The organism is Nocardioides sp. HB32 (genome assembly GCF_054058995.1).
Window position 1 is genome coordinate 4402632 of record NZ_JBSSBS010000001.1, and the last position, 14774, is coordinate 4417405.

The following is a 14774-nucleotide window of genomic DNA, read 5'->3' on the forward strand; positions in this document are numbered from 1 at the left end:
GCGCTTCCGCGGCTGCGGGGGGCGATGCGTTCGGGGGTGTCTTCTGCGGGGCCCGTGGGCCACCAGCACTGGCGGAATCAGTCCCGATCCCGGCCTTCAAGTCGTTCCAGCGCACCAGCCTTTCCGCTCGATTGCAAGCCGAACCTGCCACATCTCGCCCGGACGTGAGCAGGATCTCGACGGTAAAGTCCGCTCGTGACCGCACCCGCTCGCGCCGACTTCTCGGCGCTGACCTGCGGGAACGGCGTCGCGCTGGTCCCGCCGGTCGCCGGTCCAGACCTTCCGGCGCGCGGGTACGTCGAGGAGGAGCTTCGCGCCTCGGGGACGGCCCTCTCGTACGCCAGCCAACCGCCCGCGGCGTACGCGACCCGGGTGGCGGTCCGCCGGCCGGCCGGCAAGGGCAGCGGCACGCTGGTGGTGGAGTGGCTCAATGTCAGCGGCGGCCAGGACGCCACTCCTGACTGGAACTACCTCGCCGAGGAGATCGTGCGCCGGGGACACACGTGGGCGGGGGTGTCGGCGCAGTTCAACGGCGTCCACGGCGGACCGCCGGCGGTCGAGAGCGGGCTCGAGGCGCGCGGGCTGACGGCCCTCGACCCGGAGCGCTACGGCAGCCTGTCGCATCCGGGGGACGCGTACTGCCTGGACCTCTACACGCAGGTCGCACGCGGCCTGGCCGCGGATCTCGGGTCGGACTGCGTGCTCGCGGTGGGCGAGTCGCAGTCGGCGATGGGGCTGACCAGCTATCTCGACACGGTGCGCGAGCACCCGTTCGACGGGTTCCTCGTGCACAGCCGCGACCACGCCGGGCTGCCGGCCCGCGTGCCCGGGCGCGGCGCCAGCCTCGACGACGTCGTCGAGCACGGACCGGTGCTCTTCCGCGACCTGACGGCGCCGGTCATCGTGCTCCAGACCGAGACCGACCTGTTCGGGCCGCTCTGGTCGGTGCTCAGCCGGCAGCCCGACGACGACCTGCTCCGGACCTGGGAGGTCGCGGGCACGGCCCATGCCGACAAGTTCCAGATCGGACGGCACGAGCCGTTCCTCGGCTGCCCGGAGCCGGTCAACCGCGGGCAGCAGGTGTACGTCGTGCGGGCGGCGCTGCGCCGGCTGGAGTCGTGGGCGCGCGGCGGGCCGTCGGCGCCGTCCGCCCCGCTGCTCGAGGTCTCCGGCGAGTCGTTGGTGCTCGACGAGGTCGGCAACGCGCGCGGCGGCGTCCGGACGCCGGTCGTGGACGCACCCGCCGACCTGGTGTCCGGCTTCGCCGCCCCCGGCGGGCCGCCGATCTGCTGGCTGTTCGGAAGCACCCGGCCGCTGCCGCGCTCGATCTGGTCGTCGCACGAGGAGTACCTCGCCGCCTACACCGCGGCCACCGACGCCGCCATCGCCGCCGGCTTCGTGCTGCCCGAGGACCGCGACGCCGTACTCGCGGAGGCGCGCTGAGCTTCCTGTTGTCTGCGGCGGCCTCACCGGCCTCACTGGCATCTTCCGCCACATGTGCGACGTACTTGTCCGCTGAAACCGACGGACACGCCGTGGGGCCTCGGCGTGTCCGTCGGGTTTCTCCGGTCAGCCGGTGAAACCCGACGTGTCGCCCCAACCCCCACCGAACGCCACCGCGGTGTTCGCGTCGACGGCGGCGCACAGCTCGCCGAGGTCGTCGCCGCGCACCTCGGCCATCGCGCGCATGGTGAGCGGGACGAGGTACGACGCGTTGGTGCGGCCGCGGTGCGGCACCGGGGTCAGGTACGGCGCGTCGGTCTCGACGAGGACCCGGTCGCGGGGCGTGACGGCCAGCGCCTCGCGCAGCGGCTCGGCGTTCTTGAACGTGACGGTCCCGGCGAACGACAGGTAGGCGCCGCGGTCCAGGCACTGGCGGGCGAACGCCGCGTCGCCGGAGAAGCAGTGCATCACCCAGCGGTCGGGCACGCCCTCCTCGTCGAGCACACGCAGCACCTCGGCGTGCGCGTCGCGGTCGTGGATGACCAGGGCCTTGTCGAGCCGCTTGGCGAGGTCGATGTGCCGGCGGAACGACTCGACCTGCACGGCACGCCCCTCCTCGCCGGTGCGGAAGTGGTCGAGGCCGGTCTCCCCCACCGCGCGCACCTTGTCGTGCGCACCGGCCAGCGACTCGATCACCGCCATCGCGCCGTCGAGGTCGGCGAGCCGCGGCGCCTCGTTGGGGTGCAGCGCGACGCCGGCGACGAGGGCGTCGTACCGCAGCGCGGCCTCGACCGCCCACCGGGCGCCGGGCAGGTCGCAGCCGATCTGGACGATCCGGGTCACGCCCACGGCGGCCGCGGCCGCCAGCGCCTCCTCGACCGGCAGGCCGTCGTCGCCCGAGCGGACCACGTCGAGGTGGCAGTGGTTGTCGACGACCGGGTGCGGCAGCGGCTCCGGCGCCGGCGGCCGGGTCACCCGCGGACCCGCGCGAGGATCGCGTCCGCGCACTCCCGCGGCGCGTGGGTCGGGATCCAGTGGCTCACGCCGTCGAGCACGACCAGGTCGTACGGCGCCTCGACCCAGCGCTCGGTGCCCTCCACGCCGACCCGGTCGATGGCGATGTCGCGGGTGCTCCACACCAGCGTGGTCGGGACCGTGACGGTGAAGTCGGTGGTGCCCGGCCTCGTCAGCGGCAGCGCGCGGTACCAGCCCAGCGCATGCGGCAGGGCGCCGTACTCGACGATCTCGCGACGGAACCGCGCCACCTCCTCGGGCGTCATGCCGGCCCTGGCCATGCTCGTGTCGAACCGCCCGCCGGCCCTGCGGGCCGTGAGCTCGGGGATCAGCGGCACGTTGAAGAACGCCATGTAGCGCGACTTGCGCCGCTGGGCCGGGTCCTTCATCGCGCGGGCGAACGCCGCCGGATGCGGCACGGAGATCGCGGTGTAGCTGCTGACCAGGTCGGGGAACCGGCCGGACACCGCCCATCCGACCGCCGCGCCCCAGTCGTGGCCGACCAGGTGCACCGGCGCGCCGACCTGCTGGACGAGCGCGGCGACGTCCCCCACGAGATGGTGCATCTTGTACGCCGAGCGCGGGCGCGGCCGGGCGCCCGGCGAGTAGCCCCGCTGGTCCAGCGCGTAGGTACGCAGGCCCGCCGCGTGCAGGATCGGGGCCACCTCGCGCCAGGTGCTGCTGCGCTCGGGGAAGCCGTGCAGGAGCACGACGGGGCTGCCGTCCTCCGGCCCCTCGTCGAGGACGTCGAAGGTCAGGCCCTCGTTGCTGATGGTCGTGATCCGCTCGCTCATGCCCGCTCTCCTGCCCCGTGCACCAGGTTGTAGACCTCACGCTTCGGTACGCCGGCGCGCCTGGCCGCCTCCGCGATCGCCTCCTTGCGACTGGTGCCGTCGGCCTCGAGCTCGGCGACCGCTGCCCTGAGGCTGTCCGGGTCGGTCGCGATCCCGGCAGTCGGGTCCGCGCCCTGCACCACGATGGTGACCTCGCCCCGCACGCCGTCGGCGGCCCAGGTGACCAGGTCGCCGACCGGCCCCCGGCGTACCTCCTCGTGGGTCTTGGTCAGCTCGCGGCAGACCGCCGCCGGCCGGTCCGACCCGAACGCCTCGGCCATCGCGCCGAGGGCGGCCTCGGTGCGGTGCGGCGCCTCGAAGAACACCATCGTGCGCTCCTCGCTCGCGAGGGCGCCGAGCCTGCGGGCCCGCTCGCCGGCCTTGCGGGGCAGGAAGCCCTCGAAGCAGAACCGGTCCACCGGAAGCCCGCTCACGGCCAGCGCGGTCAGCACCGCCGAAGGCCCCGGCACCGCGGTCACGGTCACGTCGTGCTCGACCGCGGCGGCGACCAGCCGGTAGCCCGGGTCCGACACACTCGGCATCCCGGCATCGGTCACGAGCAGCACCCGCTCGCCGTTCAGGAGGGCCTCCAGCAGGGCCGGCGTCCGCGCGGTCTCGTTGCCCTCGAAGTACGACACGACCCGGCCCGACACGGTGACGCCGAGGTCGCCGGTGAGGCGGCGCAGGCGCCGGGTGTCCTCGGCCGCGACCACGTCGGCGGTGGCGAGCTCCTCGGCGAGCCGGGGTGGCGCGTCGGCGACCCGGCCGATGGGGGTCGCTGCGAGGACGAGTACGCCGGTGCTGGGGGCCACGGCCGTAGAGTCTTCCACCGTGACGACCGCCGCGCCGCCCGAGCCTCCGCGCGCCGGTCTCTCCCGCACCGCGCTCGGCCGGCCGGTGCCCTCCGCGTGGGAGCGGGCGCGGGCCCGGGTCCGGCTCGAGGACCCGTTCGTCGGCTGGACGGCCTGCATCGCGGTGGCGCTGCTGGCGCTGTTCCTGCGGCTGTGGCACCTCGGCCAGCCGCACGTCTTCGAGTTCGACGAGACGTACTACGCCAAGGACGCCTGGTCGCTGCTGAACTTCGGCTTCGAGCGGGACGCCACCGACAAGGCCAACGACCTGATCCTCAACGGGACCACGCTCACCGGCGTCTACAAGGACAGCCCGGAGATGATCGTGCACCCCGAGGTCGGGAAGTGGCTGATCGCGCTGGGCATCAAGGCGTTCGGGATGGACCCGTTCGGCTGGCGGGTCTCCGCGGCCGTCGTCGGATCGCTGATGGTGCTGGTGATGTGCCGGTTCGCCCGGCGGATCACCGGCTCGACCGCGCTAGGCGTCATCGCCGGGCTGCTGCTCAGCTTCGACGGACTGCAGTTCGTGCTCTCGCGGCTCGCGCTCCTCGACATCTTCGTGGCCTTCTTCGTGCTGTGCGGCGTGCACTGCATCGTCGCCGACCGCGACTGGTTCCGGCTCCGGCTCGCGTCCCGGCTGGACGAGCCGGTCCGCCACGGCTGGGGCCCCCAGGTGCTGTTCCGGCCCTGGCTGCTGGTCGGCGGCCTCGCGTGGGGCCTGGCGCTCGGGACCAAGTGGGAGGCGATCTACCCGCTCGCGGCGTTCGGGCTGCTGTGCTGGGTCTGGTCCGCCGGCGCGCGCCGGTCCTTCGGCGTCCGGTGGCCGGTCGTGAGGTCGGCGGTCGCCGACGGCATCCCGGCGTTCGTCCACCTCGTGCTGGTCGGGTTGGTCGTGTACGTCGCGACGTGGACCGGCTGGCTGATGCACGCGCACCAGTACGAGGAGCACCTCTCCGCGACCCAGTACACGCATTACCACGGCGGCCAGGACTGGCCGACCCGCACCGAACCGGACGCGTCCGGCCTCGGCGAGGTCACCCAGTCGCTGCGGTCGCTCTGGTACTACCACCACGACGTCTACGCGTTCCACACGCACTTCCTGAACGGCAGCACGCACACCTACCAGTCGAAGCCGTCCGGCTGGTTGCTCCAGAACCGGCCGGTAGGCGTCGCGGCCGACACCGGCATCAAGCCCGGCACGCAGGGCTGCCACGCCCCGGAGGGCAGCGACTGCCTGCGCCAGGTGCTGCTGCTCGGCAACCCGACGATCTGGTGGGCCGGCTGCCTGGCGCTGCTGTTCGCGCTGGTGATGTGGATCGGGGCGCGGGACTGGCGGTTCGGCGTCGCGGTGGTCGGTGTCGCGTCGACCTGGCTGCCCTGGCTGCAGTACGACGACCGGCCGATCTTCCTGTTCTACGCCGTCGTCACGCTGCCCTTCGTCGTGCTCGCGCTCACCCTGGCGATGGGCAAGCTGATCGGCACCGCGCGAGTGCCGTCGGGGCGACGGACGTTCGGCGTGATCGTCTCCGGCGCGTTCTTCGTGCTCGCGCTGGTCAACTTCGCGTGGTTCTGGCCGATCTGGACCAACCAGCTGCTCACGCACTCGGAGTGGCTGGACCGGATCTGGTTCTCGAGGTGGATCTGAGCACCGCCCTGCCTGAGCTTGCGAAGGCAGGGATCCCAGTGCCAGGTCGAGTAGCCGCGCGACCGAGGAACGAGGCCGCGACCGGCGTATCGAGATCTGAGCACCGCCCTGTCTGAGCTTGCGAAGGCAGGGATCCCGGTGCCAGGTCGAGTAGCCGCGCGGCCGAGGAACGAGGCCGCGACCGGCGTATCGAGACTCAAGCTGTGGCGCTAGCCGCTCAGCCCGGTCTGCGCCGCCACCCACGCCCACATCCGCTCCGCCTCGACCACGCCGGTGCGCGTCCTCGGCAGCAGCTGGGTGGGACGCGGCCGTCGGTCGTGCCACAGCTGCCCACCGGGCGGCGGGGGCTGCGTCGCGGCGAGCCAGATCGTCGTGTCCGCGCCCTCCGCCGCGTCGCGCAGCAGCGGGGCCGTGAGTCGGCGGAAGGTCGGCAGCGAGTCGGCGACGCCGGGGGTGTCCGCCCAGCCGGGGTGCGTGGCGTGCACGTCGGTCGCGGGCCAGCGGCGCTGGAGCAGCGGGAGCAGCTCGACCTGGGCGCGCTTGCTGCGGGCGTACGCCGTGGTCGCCGAGTAGTCGCCGTCGAGGTACTCCGGGTCGTCGTCGCGCAGCCGCTGCGTGTACATCCCGCCCGACGTCACCAGCACGACGCGGCCGCCGGCCAGCCGCTCGCCGAGCAGGTCGGTCATCAGCACCGGGCCGAGGACGTGCACCGCCATGGACAGCTCGTGCCCCTGCGGCGACTCGGTGCGCTCGGCCGGCATCACCCCGGCGTTGTGCACGAGCACGTCGACGTCGCCCTCGAGCTCGCCGGCGAACCGGCGTACGTCCTCCAGGTCGCCGACGTCGCAGCGCCGCACCTCGAGCCGGGCGAGCGGGTTGCGGCCGTGGAGCTGGCGGACCACCCGCGCGGCCTTGTCGGTGTCGCGGACGACGAGGACGACCTCGGCCCCGAGGGCGGCCAGTCCCTCGACCGTCGCGACCCCGAGCCCGCTGCTCGCCCCCGTGACCAGCACCCGCGCACCCGCGAGCGCGTCCGCGGGCGGATCGGCCGGCCAGGTGCTCAGCCGGCGCCGTACGGCGGGACCGATGCGGGTGTAGCCGGGCACCACGGTGCGGTCGAGCAGGGTGTCCACGAGGGACGCGAGGGCCATGCCTCGAACCTAGCCAGCCGGTCGTGACAGCATCGGCCACGTGACCTCATGGCGACCCGGCTGGGACGACTTCCCCCAGGCCCTGCTGGACTTCTGGACCGAGCGCCGCCTGTGCACGCTCACGACGCTGCGGGCGGACGGACTGCCGCACGTCGTACCCGTCGGGGCGGTGCTGGACCTCGAGGAGCGGTGCGCGTGGGTGATCACCAACGCGTCATCGCAGAAGGCGCGCAACCTCGAGCACTCCGCGGTGGTGGCGATCTGCCAGGTCGAGGGTCGCCACTGGTCGACGCTCGAGGGGCGGGCGGCCGTGCGCACGGACGAGGCCTCGGTGCGGCGCGCCGAGGTGCAGTACGCCGGCCGCTACCGCGAGCCGAGCCCGAACCCGCTGCGCGTCGGCGTCCGGATCGAGGTGGACCGGTTCCTGGCGTCCCGGGGCCTCGTGTGAGGATTTCCCCGTGCCTGCAGACGACCTGACCGACCTCGACCGCGAGATCCTCGCCTTCGAGCAGGACTGGGCGGCTCACGCCGGGGCCAAGGACACCGTGGTCCGCGAGCGGTTCGACCTCACGCCGACCGGCTACCACCAGCTCCTCAACCGGCTCATCGACAACCCCGCCGCCGAGGCGCACGCGCCGCGGCTGGTCCGCCGCCTCCGCCGGCGCCGCGACGCGCGGCTCAGCAGGAGGCGCTCGGCGGGCTGACGGCCGACGGGGCAGAGGACCGCTGCGCCGGTTGCTGGCACGCTGGCGGGATGACGACCTCCGAGCTGACCCTGGTCGACTGGCGGATGCGGGTCGCCGACCTGTACGCCGCCGTCCGCGCCGCCGCCGATCCCGAGGAGGGCCACCGGCTCTGGCGCGAGGGCCGCGCCGCGCTCTTCGCGACGCATCCGGACAGCCCGACGTCCGAGGTCGTGGGCTACTGGCCCTACGACCCGGCCCTGCGCTTCGTCGTACCCCTGCTCGAGGCGGAGCCGGAGGAGCGCGAGGTCGACACCGGCGCCGACGGGACCCTCACCCTGCAGCGGATCGGCCGGGTCGAGCTCCCCGCGCCGGTCGCGGCGAGCCTGGACGTCTGGTGGCTGCACCAGTACGCCGGCGGGATCTTCGTGCCGCTGCGGGACGGCACGGCGGGCGCCGGCAGCTACGGCGGCGGTCGGTACCTGCTCGACACCGCGAAGGGCGCCTGGCTGGGCGGTGACGCGAGCTCGCTCGTGCTCGACCTCAACTTCGCCTACCACCCGTCGTGTCGCTACGACGACCGCTGGCGCTGCCCGCTCGCGCCCGCGGGCAACACCGTCGCGGCCCGCGTCGAGGCCGGCGAGCGCCTCTGACCTGCCCGCCGTCCTATGCTGCGAGAGTGCCCAAGGTCTCCGAGCAGTACCGCGCCGACCGTCGGGCGCAGATCCTCGCGGCGGCCGCGCGGTGCGTCGCCAAGGAGGGGTTCCACCGGACCACGATGGCCGACGTCATCGCGGCGGCGGGCCTCTCGGCGGGCGCGGTGTACGGCTACTTCGCGTCGAAGCAGGACCTGATCCGTGCCCTGGCCGGGGAAGCGCTCGAACCCACCGGCGAGCGGCTGCTCCGCCTCGCCGAGCGCGACGCCCCGGTCGCGCTGCGCGACGTCGTGGAGGAGCTCATCGACTCGGCGACCTCGACGTACGGGGACATCTCACCCACGATCGCCGTCCAGATCTGGGCGGAGGCGGCCCGGGACCGGGAGGTCGGCTCGATGGCGGCCGATCGGTTCACGAAGCTGCGGGCTGCGGTGGCGACGGCCGTCGCGCGTTGTCAGGCGGACGGGACGGTCTCCGCCGCAGCGGACCCGGCAGCGGTCGGACTCGTCCTTGTCGGCCTCCTGGACGGGCTGGTCGTCCAGCAAGTCGTCGATCGCGGGGTCGACCGGGAACGTTACGTCGACGGCCTGGTCGCGATCACCGCTCCGTGACCGGCCGCCCGCGCGCGCTGACGGCGCGCCGCGAACCCCGTGAAGCTGCGGTGTCCGCTGGCGATCGCGCCCAGCCCGAAGGCGACCCACACCAGGAGCGCCAGGACGTGCGGCTCGGCGCCGCTGCCGCCGAAGTACGTCGTCGAGCGCACCAGGTTCGCACCGGCGCCGGGTGGCAGCCACTGCCCCACGTGGTCGGCGATGTCGGGCAGGAGCTCGGGGGCCGAGGTCGTGCCCGAGAAGGGGTTGCCGATGAAGACCATGATGGCGGCGCCGATCCCGAGACCCGGTGACCCGACGAGCGAGATCAGGCCGGCGGTGGTCGAGCTCATCGCGAGCACGAGCAGGGCCAGCGCCGCCCAGGTCGCGACGGCTTCGCCCGGGAGCACGCCGAGCCACCACTGGCCCACCGCGTAGACGCCGAGACCGGCCAACGCCGAGACGCAGACCAGTGCCAGTGTCATCCGCCAGGCCGGACCGAACTCCAGGAGCAGCGCGACGACCGCCGCGATGATGAGGCTGCAGATGGACAGCGGCAGGAGCGCCGAGCTCAGCACCGCGCCGTTCGGGTCGTCCGGATCGGCGGCGACGACGTCCGTCATACGGACCGGCGGGTCGATGTCCCCCTGCGCGGTCCTCGCGGCCATCGTCCCGGCGAGGTCGGTCAGGAGGCGGGCGACCGTCGGGCTGGCCGCAGTGGACGTCAGGACGCTGACCCCGGACCGCGAGACGGCCAGCGCCCCGTAGACCTCGCGCGCCTCGATCGCCTGCTCGGCAGCGTCCTCGTCCGCGTAGATCCGCAGGTCGTACGCACCGGGCGCGGACTGGTCGAGGGCGGTCAACACCTGCTCCGTGGCGGCATCGGACCCGACGACACCCACCGGCAGCTCCCGTGGGCGGACCTGGGACGTGGGCCACGCGAAGGCGCAGACCGCCAGGACCACCACCATCGGCAGGACCACGGACACGATCAAGAGCTGCCGCCACGGCGGGTGGGCCATGAGTCTGGCGCGCACGACGTCCTCCAAAACAGAATAGATGTTCTGTTTAGTGAACACGGCGCGGCGCCCGGACGCAAGTCGAGCGCGATGGTGCCGGACCCGCGGCAGTGGACCGGGTGATCCAGGTCGCGGTCACGACACCGGGGTCGTGAGCGCTCCGGCCGCGTCCAGCCGGCCCGCCGGACGCCTAGTCGGCAGCCGAGGAGTCGTCGTCGGACACCTGCTCGAGGGACCAGACGTGAGCCTCCTGCACGCGCAGGATGGCCTCGCGACCACGGAAGAAGACCACCCAGCCGTCTTCACGTTCGACGTCGACACCGTCATAGGTCTCGGTCACCGCGTCGGCCTCGGTCTCGCCGTACATCATCCGGTAGGTGGGCATCGTCTCGCTCCGTAGGAAGGGGGCAGGGGTTCCCACCAGTGTGCGGCCAACCGACGCCGAACGCACCAGAGGTCGTCCGGGACGACACCAGGGCGCGAGGCGCTCCGACGAGGTGGCGGCCCGGAGGGCGCCTTCGTAGCCCCGTCGGGACCGCGACGGGCGCGAGTGAGCGAGTTCGAGCGCCCTCGTGGTGCGGCTGCGCGTCAGCCGCGCCCGGCCTCGGCCTTCGCCGCCAGGTATCGGGAGTTCTCCGGCGTCTCGAACACCCCGGTCGGGCGTTGGCGCACCACGGAGATCCCGAACGACTCGAGCGCTCGGGTCTTCGTCCGGTTGTTGGTCAGCAACTCGACGGCGCCCACACCGAGCGCCTGCAGCATCTGCGCCGCGACCTCGTAGTCGCGCTCGTCATCGGCGAATCCGAGCGCCCTGTTGGCAGCGAAGGTGTCGAGCCCGTCATCTTGGAGGGCATAGGCGTCGATCTTCGAGTAGAGACCGATGCCGCGGCCCTCTTGGCGAAGGTAGAGCAGGTACCCACCTTCGCGATGAAGTGCCTCCAGCGCCTCTCGCAGCTGAGGACCGCAGTCGCACCTGGCCGAGCACAAGACGTCTCCTGTCAGGCACTCGGAGTGCATGCGGACCAGCGGAGGACGACCCGCGCGGCGAGCCGCGACCTGCTCCCCCAGGGCGACCGCGACGTGCTCGCCACCATCGGCGAGATCCCGGAAAGTGATCACGCGCGCCGGAACCACGGCCCGGCTCGGAAGACGGAGGTTGAGCTCGACAGAGGTCCTCACCGTCGGCGCCGGCGGCCCCGGCGCCGCGTACCTCGACCTCGCCCTACCGGCCTCAGGGGGCGCCCGGTCGACAGGAGGGTCGAAGCCTGCGACCTCGAAGTGCCGGACGCCCACCGGGCAGGACTTGAGCGCCTCCTCCGACATCGAGACGACCGACTCGGGTTCCATCACAGCTCCCGCGGGGCGGGGCCGATGGAGAGCGCCTCTGCGATCAACGCAGCGTCCTCGGCAGCATGACGCGCCGGCGAGCCCGTGGCCGGCGCAGCAGCGCGCGGCCGTGAGACGACCCGGCTCGTCCGACCGACCGCGGGAAACACCTCGGTCGCCATGAAGGTCCAGGCCCCCTGGTTCCGGGGTTCCTCCTGGAGCCACACGCACTCGGCCGCCGGATACCGGTCCAGGACTGCGCGCAGCTGGTCCACCGGTGCGGGGTACAGCTGTTCCAGCCGCACCACCGCGACGGCCTGAGCCACCTCCGGCGCGAGCTTCTCGAGGCGGCTCTGCACCTCGTAGTAGATCTTTCCGGACACGACGAGGACGCGCCGCACCGCTGCGGGGTCCTTGATCCGCGCGTCGTCCAGGACCGGGGCGAAGGTCCCGCCGGCCAGCTCGTCGACGGTGCTGGTCGCGCCACGGGCACGGAGCATCGACTTGGGCGTGAAGACGACCAGGGGCTTCCGCGGCGAGCGGGCCGCCTGTTCGCGGAGCAGGTGGAAGTACGACGCGGGCGTGGTCGGCTGAGCGACGATCATGTTGTTCTCGGCACAGAGCTGCAGGAACCGCTCGATCCGGCCCGACGAGTGGTCGGGGCCCTTGCCCTCGAGCCCATGCGGCAGCAGCAGCACCAGTGAGCTGCGCTGCCCCCACTTCTGCTCGGCGGACGACAGGAACTCGTCGACGACGATCTGGGCACCGTTCGCGAAGTCACCGAACTGCGCCTCCCACAGCACCAGGGACTCGGGGCTCTCCACCGAGTAGCCGTACTCGAAGGCCATCGCGGCGTACTCGCTCAGGAACGAGTCGTGGACGCCTGCGCGAACTCCGTCCGCGGCGGCGGCCTCCAGTGCCGACCAGCGCGCGCCGGTCAAGCGGTCGTAGACCAGGGCGTGCCGCTGCGCGAACGTTCCGCGACCGGAGTCCTGGCCGACCAGACGGACCGGAGTGCCCTCGTGCGCCAGGCTGCCCAGGGCGAGCAGCTCACCGGTCGCCCAGTCGAGCTCGCCGGTGAGGACGGACTCCCGTCGCTTCGCCAGCAGCTTCGCCACCCGCGGATGCGGGACGAAGCCGGCCTGCGGTGTCGTGATCACCTCGGCCAGCCGGCCCAGGTCGTGCACGGTCGGTCGGGTCGAGTCCGGCGCCGGAGCCCCCGAGCGTTGCTCCTCGGGCGGCGCGGGCCGCCGCTCGTCCTCACGCGCCTGCGCGAACGCCTGCTCGAGGACGGTCTCGAAGTCGCGGTGGGCGGCGTCGAACTCTGCCTGGCTCACGTCGCCACGGCGAAGGAGTGCGTCGAGGTACACGCTCCGCACGCTGGCCTTGCCACCGATGAGGTCGTACATCCCCGGTTGTGTCATCGACGGGTCGTCGGCCTCGTTGTGGCCGCGACGGCGGTACCCGATGAGGTCGATGACCACGTCGCGGTGGAAGGTCTGGCGGTAGTCGAAGGCGAGCTGCGCGGCGCGCACGACTGCCTCGGGGTCGTCACCGTTGACGTGGAGGACCGGCGCCTGCACCGCCTTCACGACGTCCGTGGCGTACGTCGAGCTCCGCGCGTCGCTCGGCAGGGTGGTGAAACCGATCTGGTTGTTCACCGTGATCCGGATGCTGCCGCCGATGTCGTAGGCGGCCAGCTTGGACATCTGAACGGTCTCGCTGACGACACCCTGCCCGGCCATCGCGGCGTCACCGTGGATGATCACCGGAAGCGTCGAGCTCCGGCTCCCCCTCCGGTCCTGCTGCGCCCGGGTGGTGCCCATCAGGACGGCGTCGACGGCTTCGAGGTGCGACGGGTTCGCGGTCATGTGGACCGGCAGCTCCTGCCCCTGGAGGCCCCGGTACACGCCGGACGTGCCGAGGTGGTACTTCACGTCACCGGACCCGTCGAGCTCCTGGGTCCCGTCGAACTCCCGGAAGAGCTCCGAGAACCGCTTGCCCGCGATGTTCGTCAGGACGTTCAGGCGGCCCCGGTGGGCCATGGCGAGCTCCGCGCCGTCGAACCCCTCGACAGCAGCCTCGCTCATCAGCTCGTCGAGCAGCGGGAGCAGCGCCTCCGAGCCCTCCAGGCTGAACCGCGTCTGACCGACGTACTTGGTCTGCAGGAACGTCTCGAACGCCTCGGCCTGGTTGAGCTTCGCCAGGATGCGGACCTGCTGCTCGTGGCTCGGGCGCCGGTACGGCTTCTCGAGCCGCTCCTGGAACCAGCGCCGCTGGACCGGGTCGGCGATGTGCATGTACTCGACCCCGAGGGTCCGGCAGTAGGCGTCGCGCAGGATGCTCAGGATGTCGCGCAGCGGTAGTCGGCGGGGACCCGAGCCGCCGAGGTCACCCGCGACGTGCTCCCGATCGAGGTCCCAGAGGGTCAGCCCGTGGCTCGAGAGCGCGAGGTCCAGGTTGGAGCGTTGCTGGTAGGCGACGGGATCGACGTCGGCGATCAGGTGTCCCCGCATCCGGTACGCCTCGATGAGCGCCTGGACGCGCGCCTGCCGGCCGACCTCGGAGTCCTCGCGGACGTAGACGTCCGTGGCCGCCTCGACCGGGGCGTACGGGATCTTGAGGACCGCGTAGATCTCCTCGTAGAAGTCGTCGGCACCGTTCAACAGCCGGTCGACCGCGCGGAGCAGCTCACCCGACGCCGCCCCCTGGATCACGCGGTGGTCGTAGGTGCTCGTCAGGGTGATGACCGGCCCGACGCCGAGGTCAGCCAGGGCGTGCCCGGACGCTCCGCTGTATCCGGCGGGGAGCTCGAGCGATCCCGCGCCGATGATCAGGCCCTGTCCGGCCATCAGCCGGGGGATCGACTGCTGGGTGCCGACCCCTCCGGGGTTGGTGAGCGACAGCGTGGCGCCGGCGTGGTCCGCCGGCACGAGCGCGTTCCGGCCGGCGCGCCGCACGAGGTCGTCGTACGCGTCGACGAACTCGCGGAAGCCCATCTCGTCAGCGCGCTTCACACTGGGCACGACCAGGGTCCGTGTTCCGTCCGCCCGGACGACGTCGACCGCGACACCGAGGTTCACGTGCGCCGGCGTGACGAGCACCGGCCGCCCACCCTGCTCCTCGTAGTGGGCGTTCATCCCTGGGAAGGTCCGCAGGGACCTGACCAGGGCCCAGCCGATCAGGTGCGTGAACGTGAGCTTGCCGCCGACCGTACGGCCGAGGTGCTCGTTGATCGCGGCCCTGTTCTCGACCAGGACCTTCGCGGACACCGTCCGCACGCTCGTCGCTGTCGGGACGCCCAGGCTCAGGTCCATGTTCGCCGCGATCGTCCGGGCCACCCCCCGCAGAGGCTCGACGGTCGCCTCGTCACGCGCGTCCCCGGCGACAGGCTCCGCCGGCACTGCTGGCCTCGGCACGCCGTTGACCGGTGCCGGGATCGTCCTCGCCTGGGGGTCCAGGGTCTCTGCTGTCATTGCCATCTCCACCTTCGACTCGGGATCAGCTCCCGACTCGTCTCCTTGCTTGCTTCCGTGCAGCCGACAGTCGCTCCCTCGCGACCG

14 protein-coding genes are annotated in these 14774 nt (G+C 72.5%); 6 read left to right on the plus strand and 8 right to left on the minus strand.

Going from position 1 to position 14774, the window contains the following annotated elements:
• Positions 1–195: 195 nt before the first annotated feature.
• Positions 196–1443: an alpha/beta hydrolase domain-containing protein gene (locus ACVW2K_RS22090; protein WP_457203996.1), complete on the plus strand. Its 1248-nt coding sequence runs from the start codon at positions 196–198 to the stop codon at positions 1441–1443.
• Between the two features lie 126 nt (positions 1444–1569).
• Here ACVW2K_RS22090 and ACVW2K_RS22095 read toward each other — a convergent pair whose 3' ends face one another.
• Genes ACVW2K_RS22095 through rsmI form a run of 3 tightly spaced genes read right to left on the minus strand, consistent with a single transcriptional unit; the run spans position 1570 to position 4102 of the window.
• Complete coding sequence (locus tag ACVW2K_RS22095) at positions 1570–2418, minus strand: TatD family hydrolase (protein ID WP_457203997.1); 849 nt, start codon at positions 2416–2418, stop codon at positions 1570–1572.
• Positions 2415–3251 carry an alpha/beta fold hydrolase gene (locus ACVW2K_RS22100; protein ID WP_457203998.1) on the minus strand — a complete coding sequence of 279 codons (837 nt, stop codon included), beginning with the start codon at positions 3249–3251 and terminating at the stop codon, positions 2415–2417. The genes ACVW2K_RS22095 and ACVW2K_RS22100 overlap by 4 nt, the downstream gene beginning before the upstream one ends.
• Positions 3248–4102, minus strand: coding sequence for a 16S rRNA (cytidine(1402)-2'-O)-methyltransferase (gene rsmI, locus ACVW2K_RS22105; protein WP_457203999.1), 855 nt, complete (start codon positions 4100–4102; stop codon positions 3248–3250). Before rsmI ends, ACVW2K_RS22100 begins: the two co-directional genes overlap by 4 nt.
• 19 nt (positions 4103–4121) lie before the next feature.
• Between rsmI and ACVW2K_RS22110 the strand changes: the two genes are divergently transcribed.
• Positions 4122–5786, plus strand: a complete 1665-nt coding sequence (locus ACVW2K_RS22110; protein WP_457204000.1) for a dolichyl-phosphate-mannose--protein mannosyltransferase — start codon at positions 4122–4124, stop codon at positions 5784–5786.
• 209 nt (positions 5787–5995) lie between these two features.
• On the opposite strand, the gene ACVW2K_RS22115 is transcribed toward ACVW2K_RS22110, so the two are convergent.
• Positions 5996–6937 carry an SDR family NAD(P)-dependent oxidoreductase gene (locus ACVW2K_RS22115; RefSeq protein WP_457204001.1) on the minus strand — a complete coding sequence of 314 codons (942 nt, stop codon included), beginning with the start codon at positions 6935–6937 and terminating at the stop codon, positions 5996–5998.
• 40 nt (positions 6938–6977) lie between these two features.
• Here ACVW2K_RS22115 and ACVW2K_RS22120 point away from each other — a divergent pair, with 40 nt between their 5' ends.
• Genes ACVW2K_RS22120 through ACVW2K_RS22135 form a run of 4 tightly spaced genes read left to right on the plus strand, consistent with a single transcriptional unit; the run spans position 6978 to position 8887 of the window.
• Positions 6978–7385, plus strand: coding sequence for a pyridoxamine 5'-phosphate oxidase family protein (locus ACVW2K_RS22120; RefSeq protein ID WP_036570175.1), 408 nt, complete (start codon positions 6978–6980; stop codon positions 7383–7385).
• Between the two features lie 10 nt (positions 7386–7395).
• The gene (locus ACVW2K_RS22125) at positions 7396–7641 is read left to right on the plus strand and encodes a DUF3263 domain-containing protein (protein ID WP_051549198.1); all 246 of its coding nucleotides are present in this window, start codon (positions 7396–7398) and stop codon (positions 7639–7641) included.
• A 50-nt stretch (positions 7642–7691) separates the two neighbouring features.
• Positions 7692–8273, plus strand: coding sequence for a DUF1684 domain-containing protein (locus tag ACVW2K_RS22130; protein WP_457204002.1), 582 nt, complete (start codon positions 7692–7694; stop codon positions 8271–8273).
• A gap of 26 nt (positions 8274–8299) precedes the next feature.
• The gene (locus ACVW2K_RS22135) at positions 8300–8887 is read left to right on the plus strand and encodes a TetR/AcrR family transcriptional regulator (RefSeq protein WP_457204003.1); all 588 of its coding nucleotides are present in this window, start codon (positions 8300–8302) and stop codon (positions 8885–8887) included.
• On the opposite strand, the gene ACVW2K_RS22140 is transcribed toward ACVW2K_RS22135, so the two are convergent.
• The 4 genes from ACVW2K_RS22140 to ACVW2K_RS22155 form a co-directional block, all read right to left on the minus strand.
• Complete coding sequence (locus ACVW2K_RS22140; protein WP_457204004.1) at positions 8851–9903, minus strand: ABC transporter permease; 1053 nt, start codon at positions 9901–9903, stop codon at positions 8851–8853. The two genes, ACVW2K_RS22135 and ACVW2K_RS22140, sit on opposite strands and share 37 nt — an antisense overlap.
• A 172-nt stretch (positions 9904–10075) precedes the next feature.
• Positions 10076–10270, minus strand: a complete 195-nt coding sequence (locus ACVW2K_RS22145; protein ID WP_028637409.1) for a hypothetical protein — start codon at positions 10268–10270, stop codon at positions 10076–10078.
• A 203-nt stretch (positions 10271–10473) separates the two neighbouring features.
• Positions 10474–11064, minus strand: a complete 591-nt coding sequence (locus ACVW2K_RS22150) for a GTP cyclohydrolase II (protein ID WP_028637408.1) — start codon at positions 11062–11064, stop codon at positions 10474–10476.
• A 167-nt stretch (positions 11065–11231) separates the two neighbouring features.
• The gene (locus ACVW2K_RS22155) at positions 11232–14687 is read right to left on the minus strand and encodes a multifunctional oxoglutarate decarboxylase/oxoglutarate dehydrogenase thiamine pyrophosphate-binding subunit/dihydrolipoyllysine-residue succinyltransferase subunit (RefSeq protein WP_457204005.1); all 3456 of its coding nucleotides are present in this window, start codon (positions 14685–14687) and stop codon (positions 11232–11234) included.
• Positions 14688–14774 lie beyond the last annotated feature (87 nt).

Excerpts from the sequence above, each read along its gene's own strand:
- ACVW2K_RS22100 (WP_457203998.1), bottom strand. The coding sequence starts at position 3,251 with ATGAGCGAGCGGATCACGACCATCAGCAACGAGGGCCTGACCTTCGAC.
- ACVW2K_RS22115 (WP_457204001.1), bottom strand. The coding sequence starts at position 6,937 with ATGGCCCTCGCGTCCCTCGTGGACACCCTGCTCGACCGCACCGTGGTG.
- ACVW2K_RS22130 (WP_457204002.1), top strand. The coding sequence starts at position 7,692 with ATGACGACCTCCGAGCTGACCCTGGTCGACTGGCGGATGCGGGTCGCC.
- ACVW2K_RS22145 (WP_028637409.1), bottom strand. The coding sequence starts at position 10,270 with ATGCCCACCTACCGGATGATGTACGGCGAGACCGAGGCCGACGCGGTG.
- ACVW2K_RS22155 (WP_457204005.1), bottom strand. The coding sequence starts at position 14,687 with ATGACAGCAGAGACCCTGGACCCCCAGGCGAGGACGATCCCGGCACCG.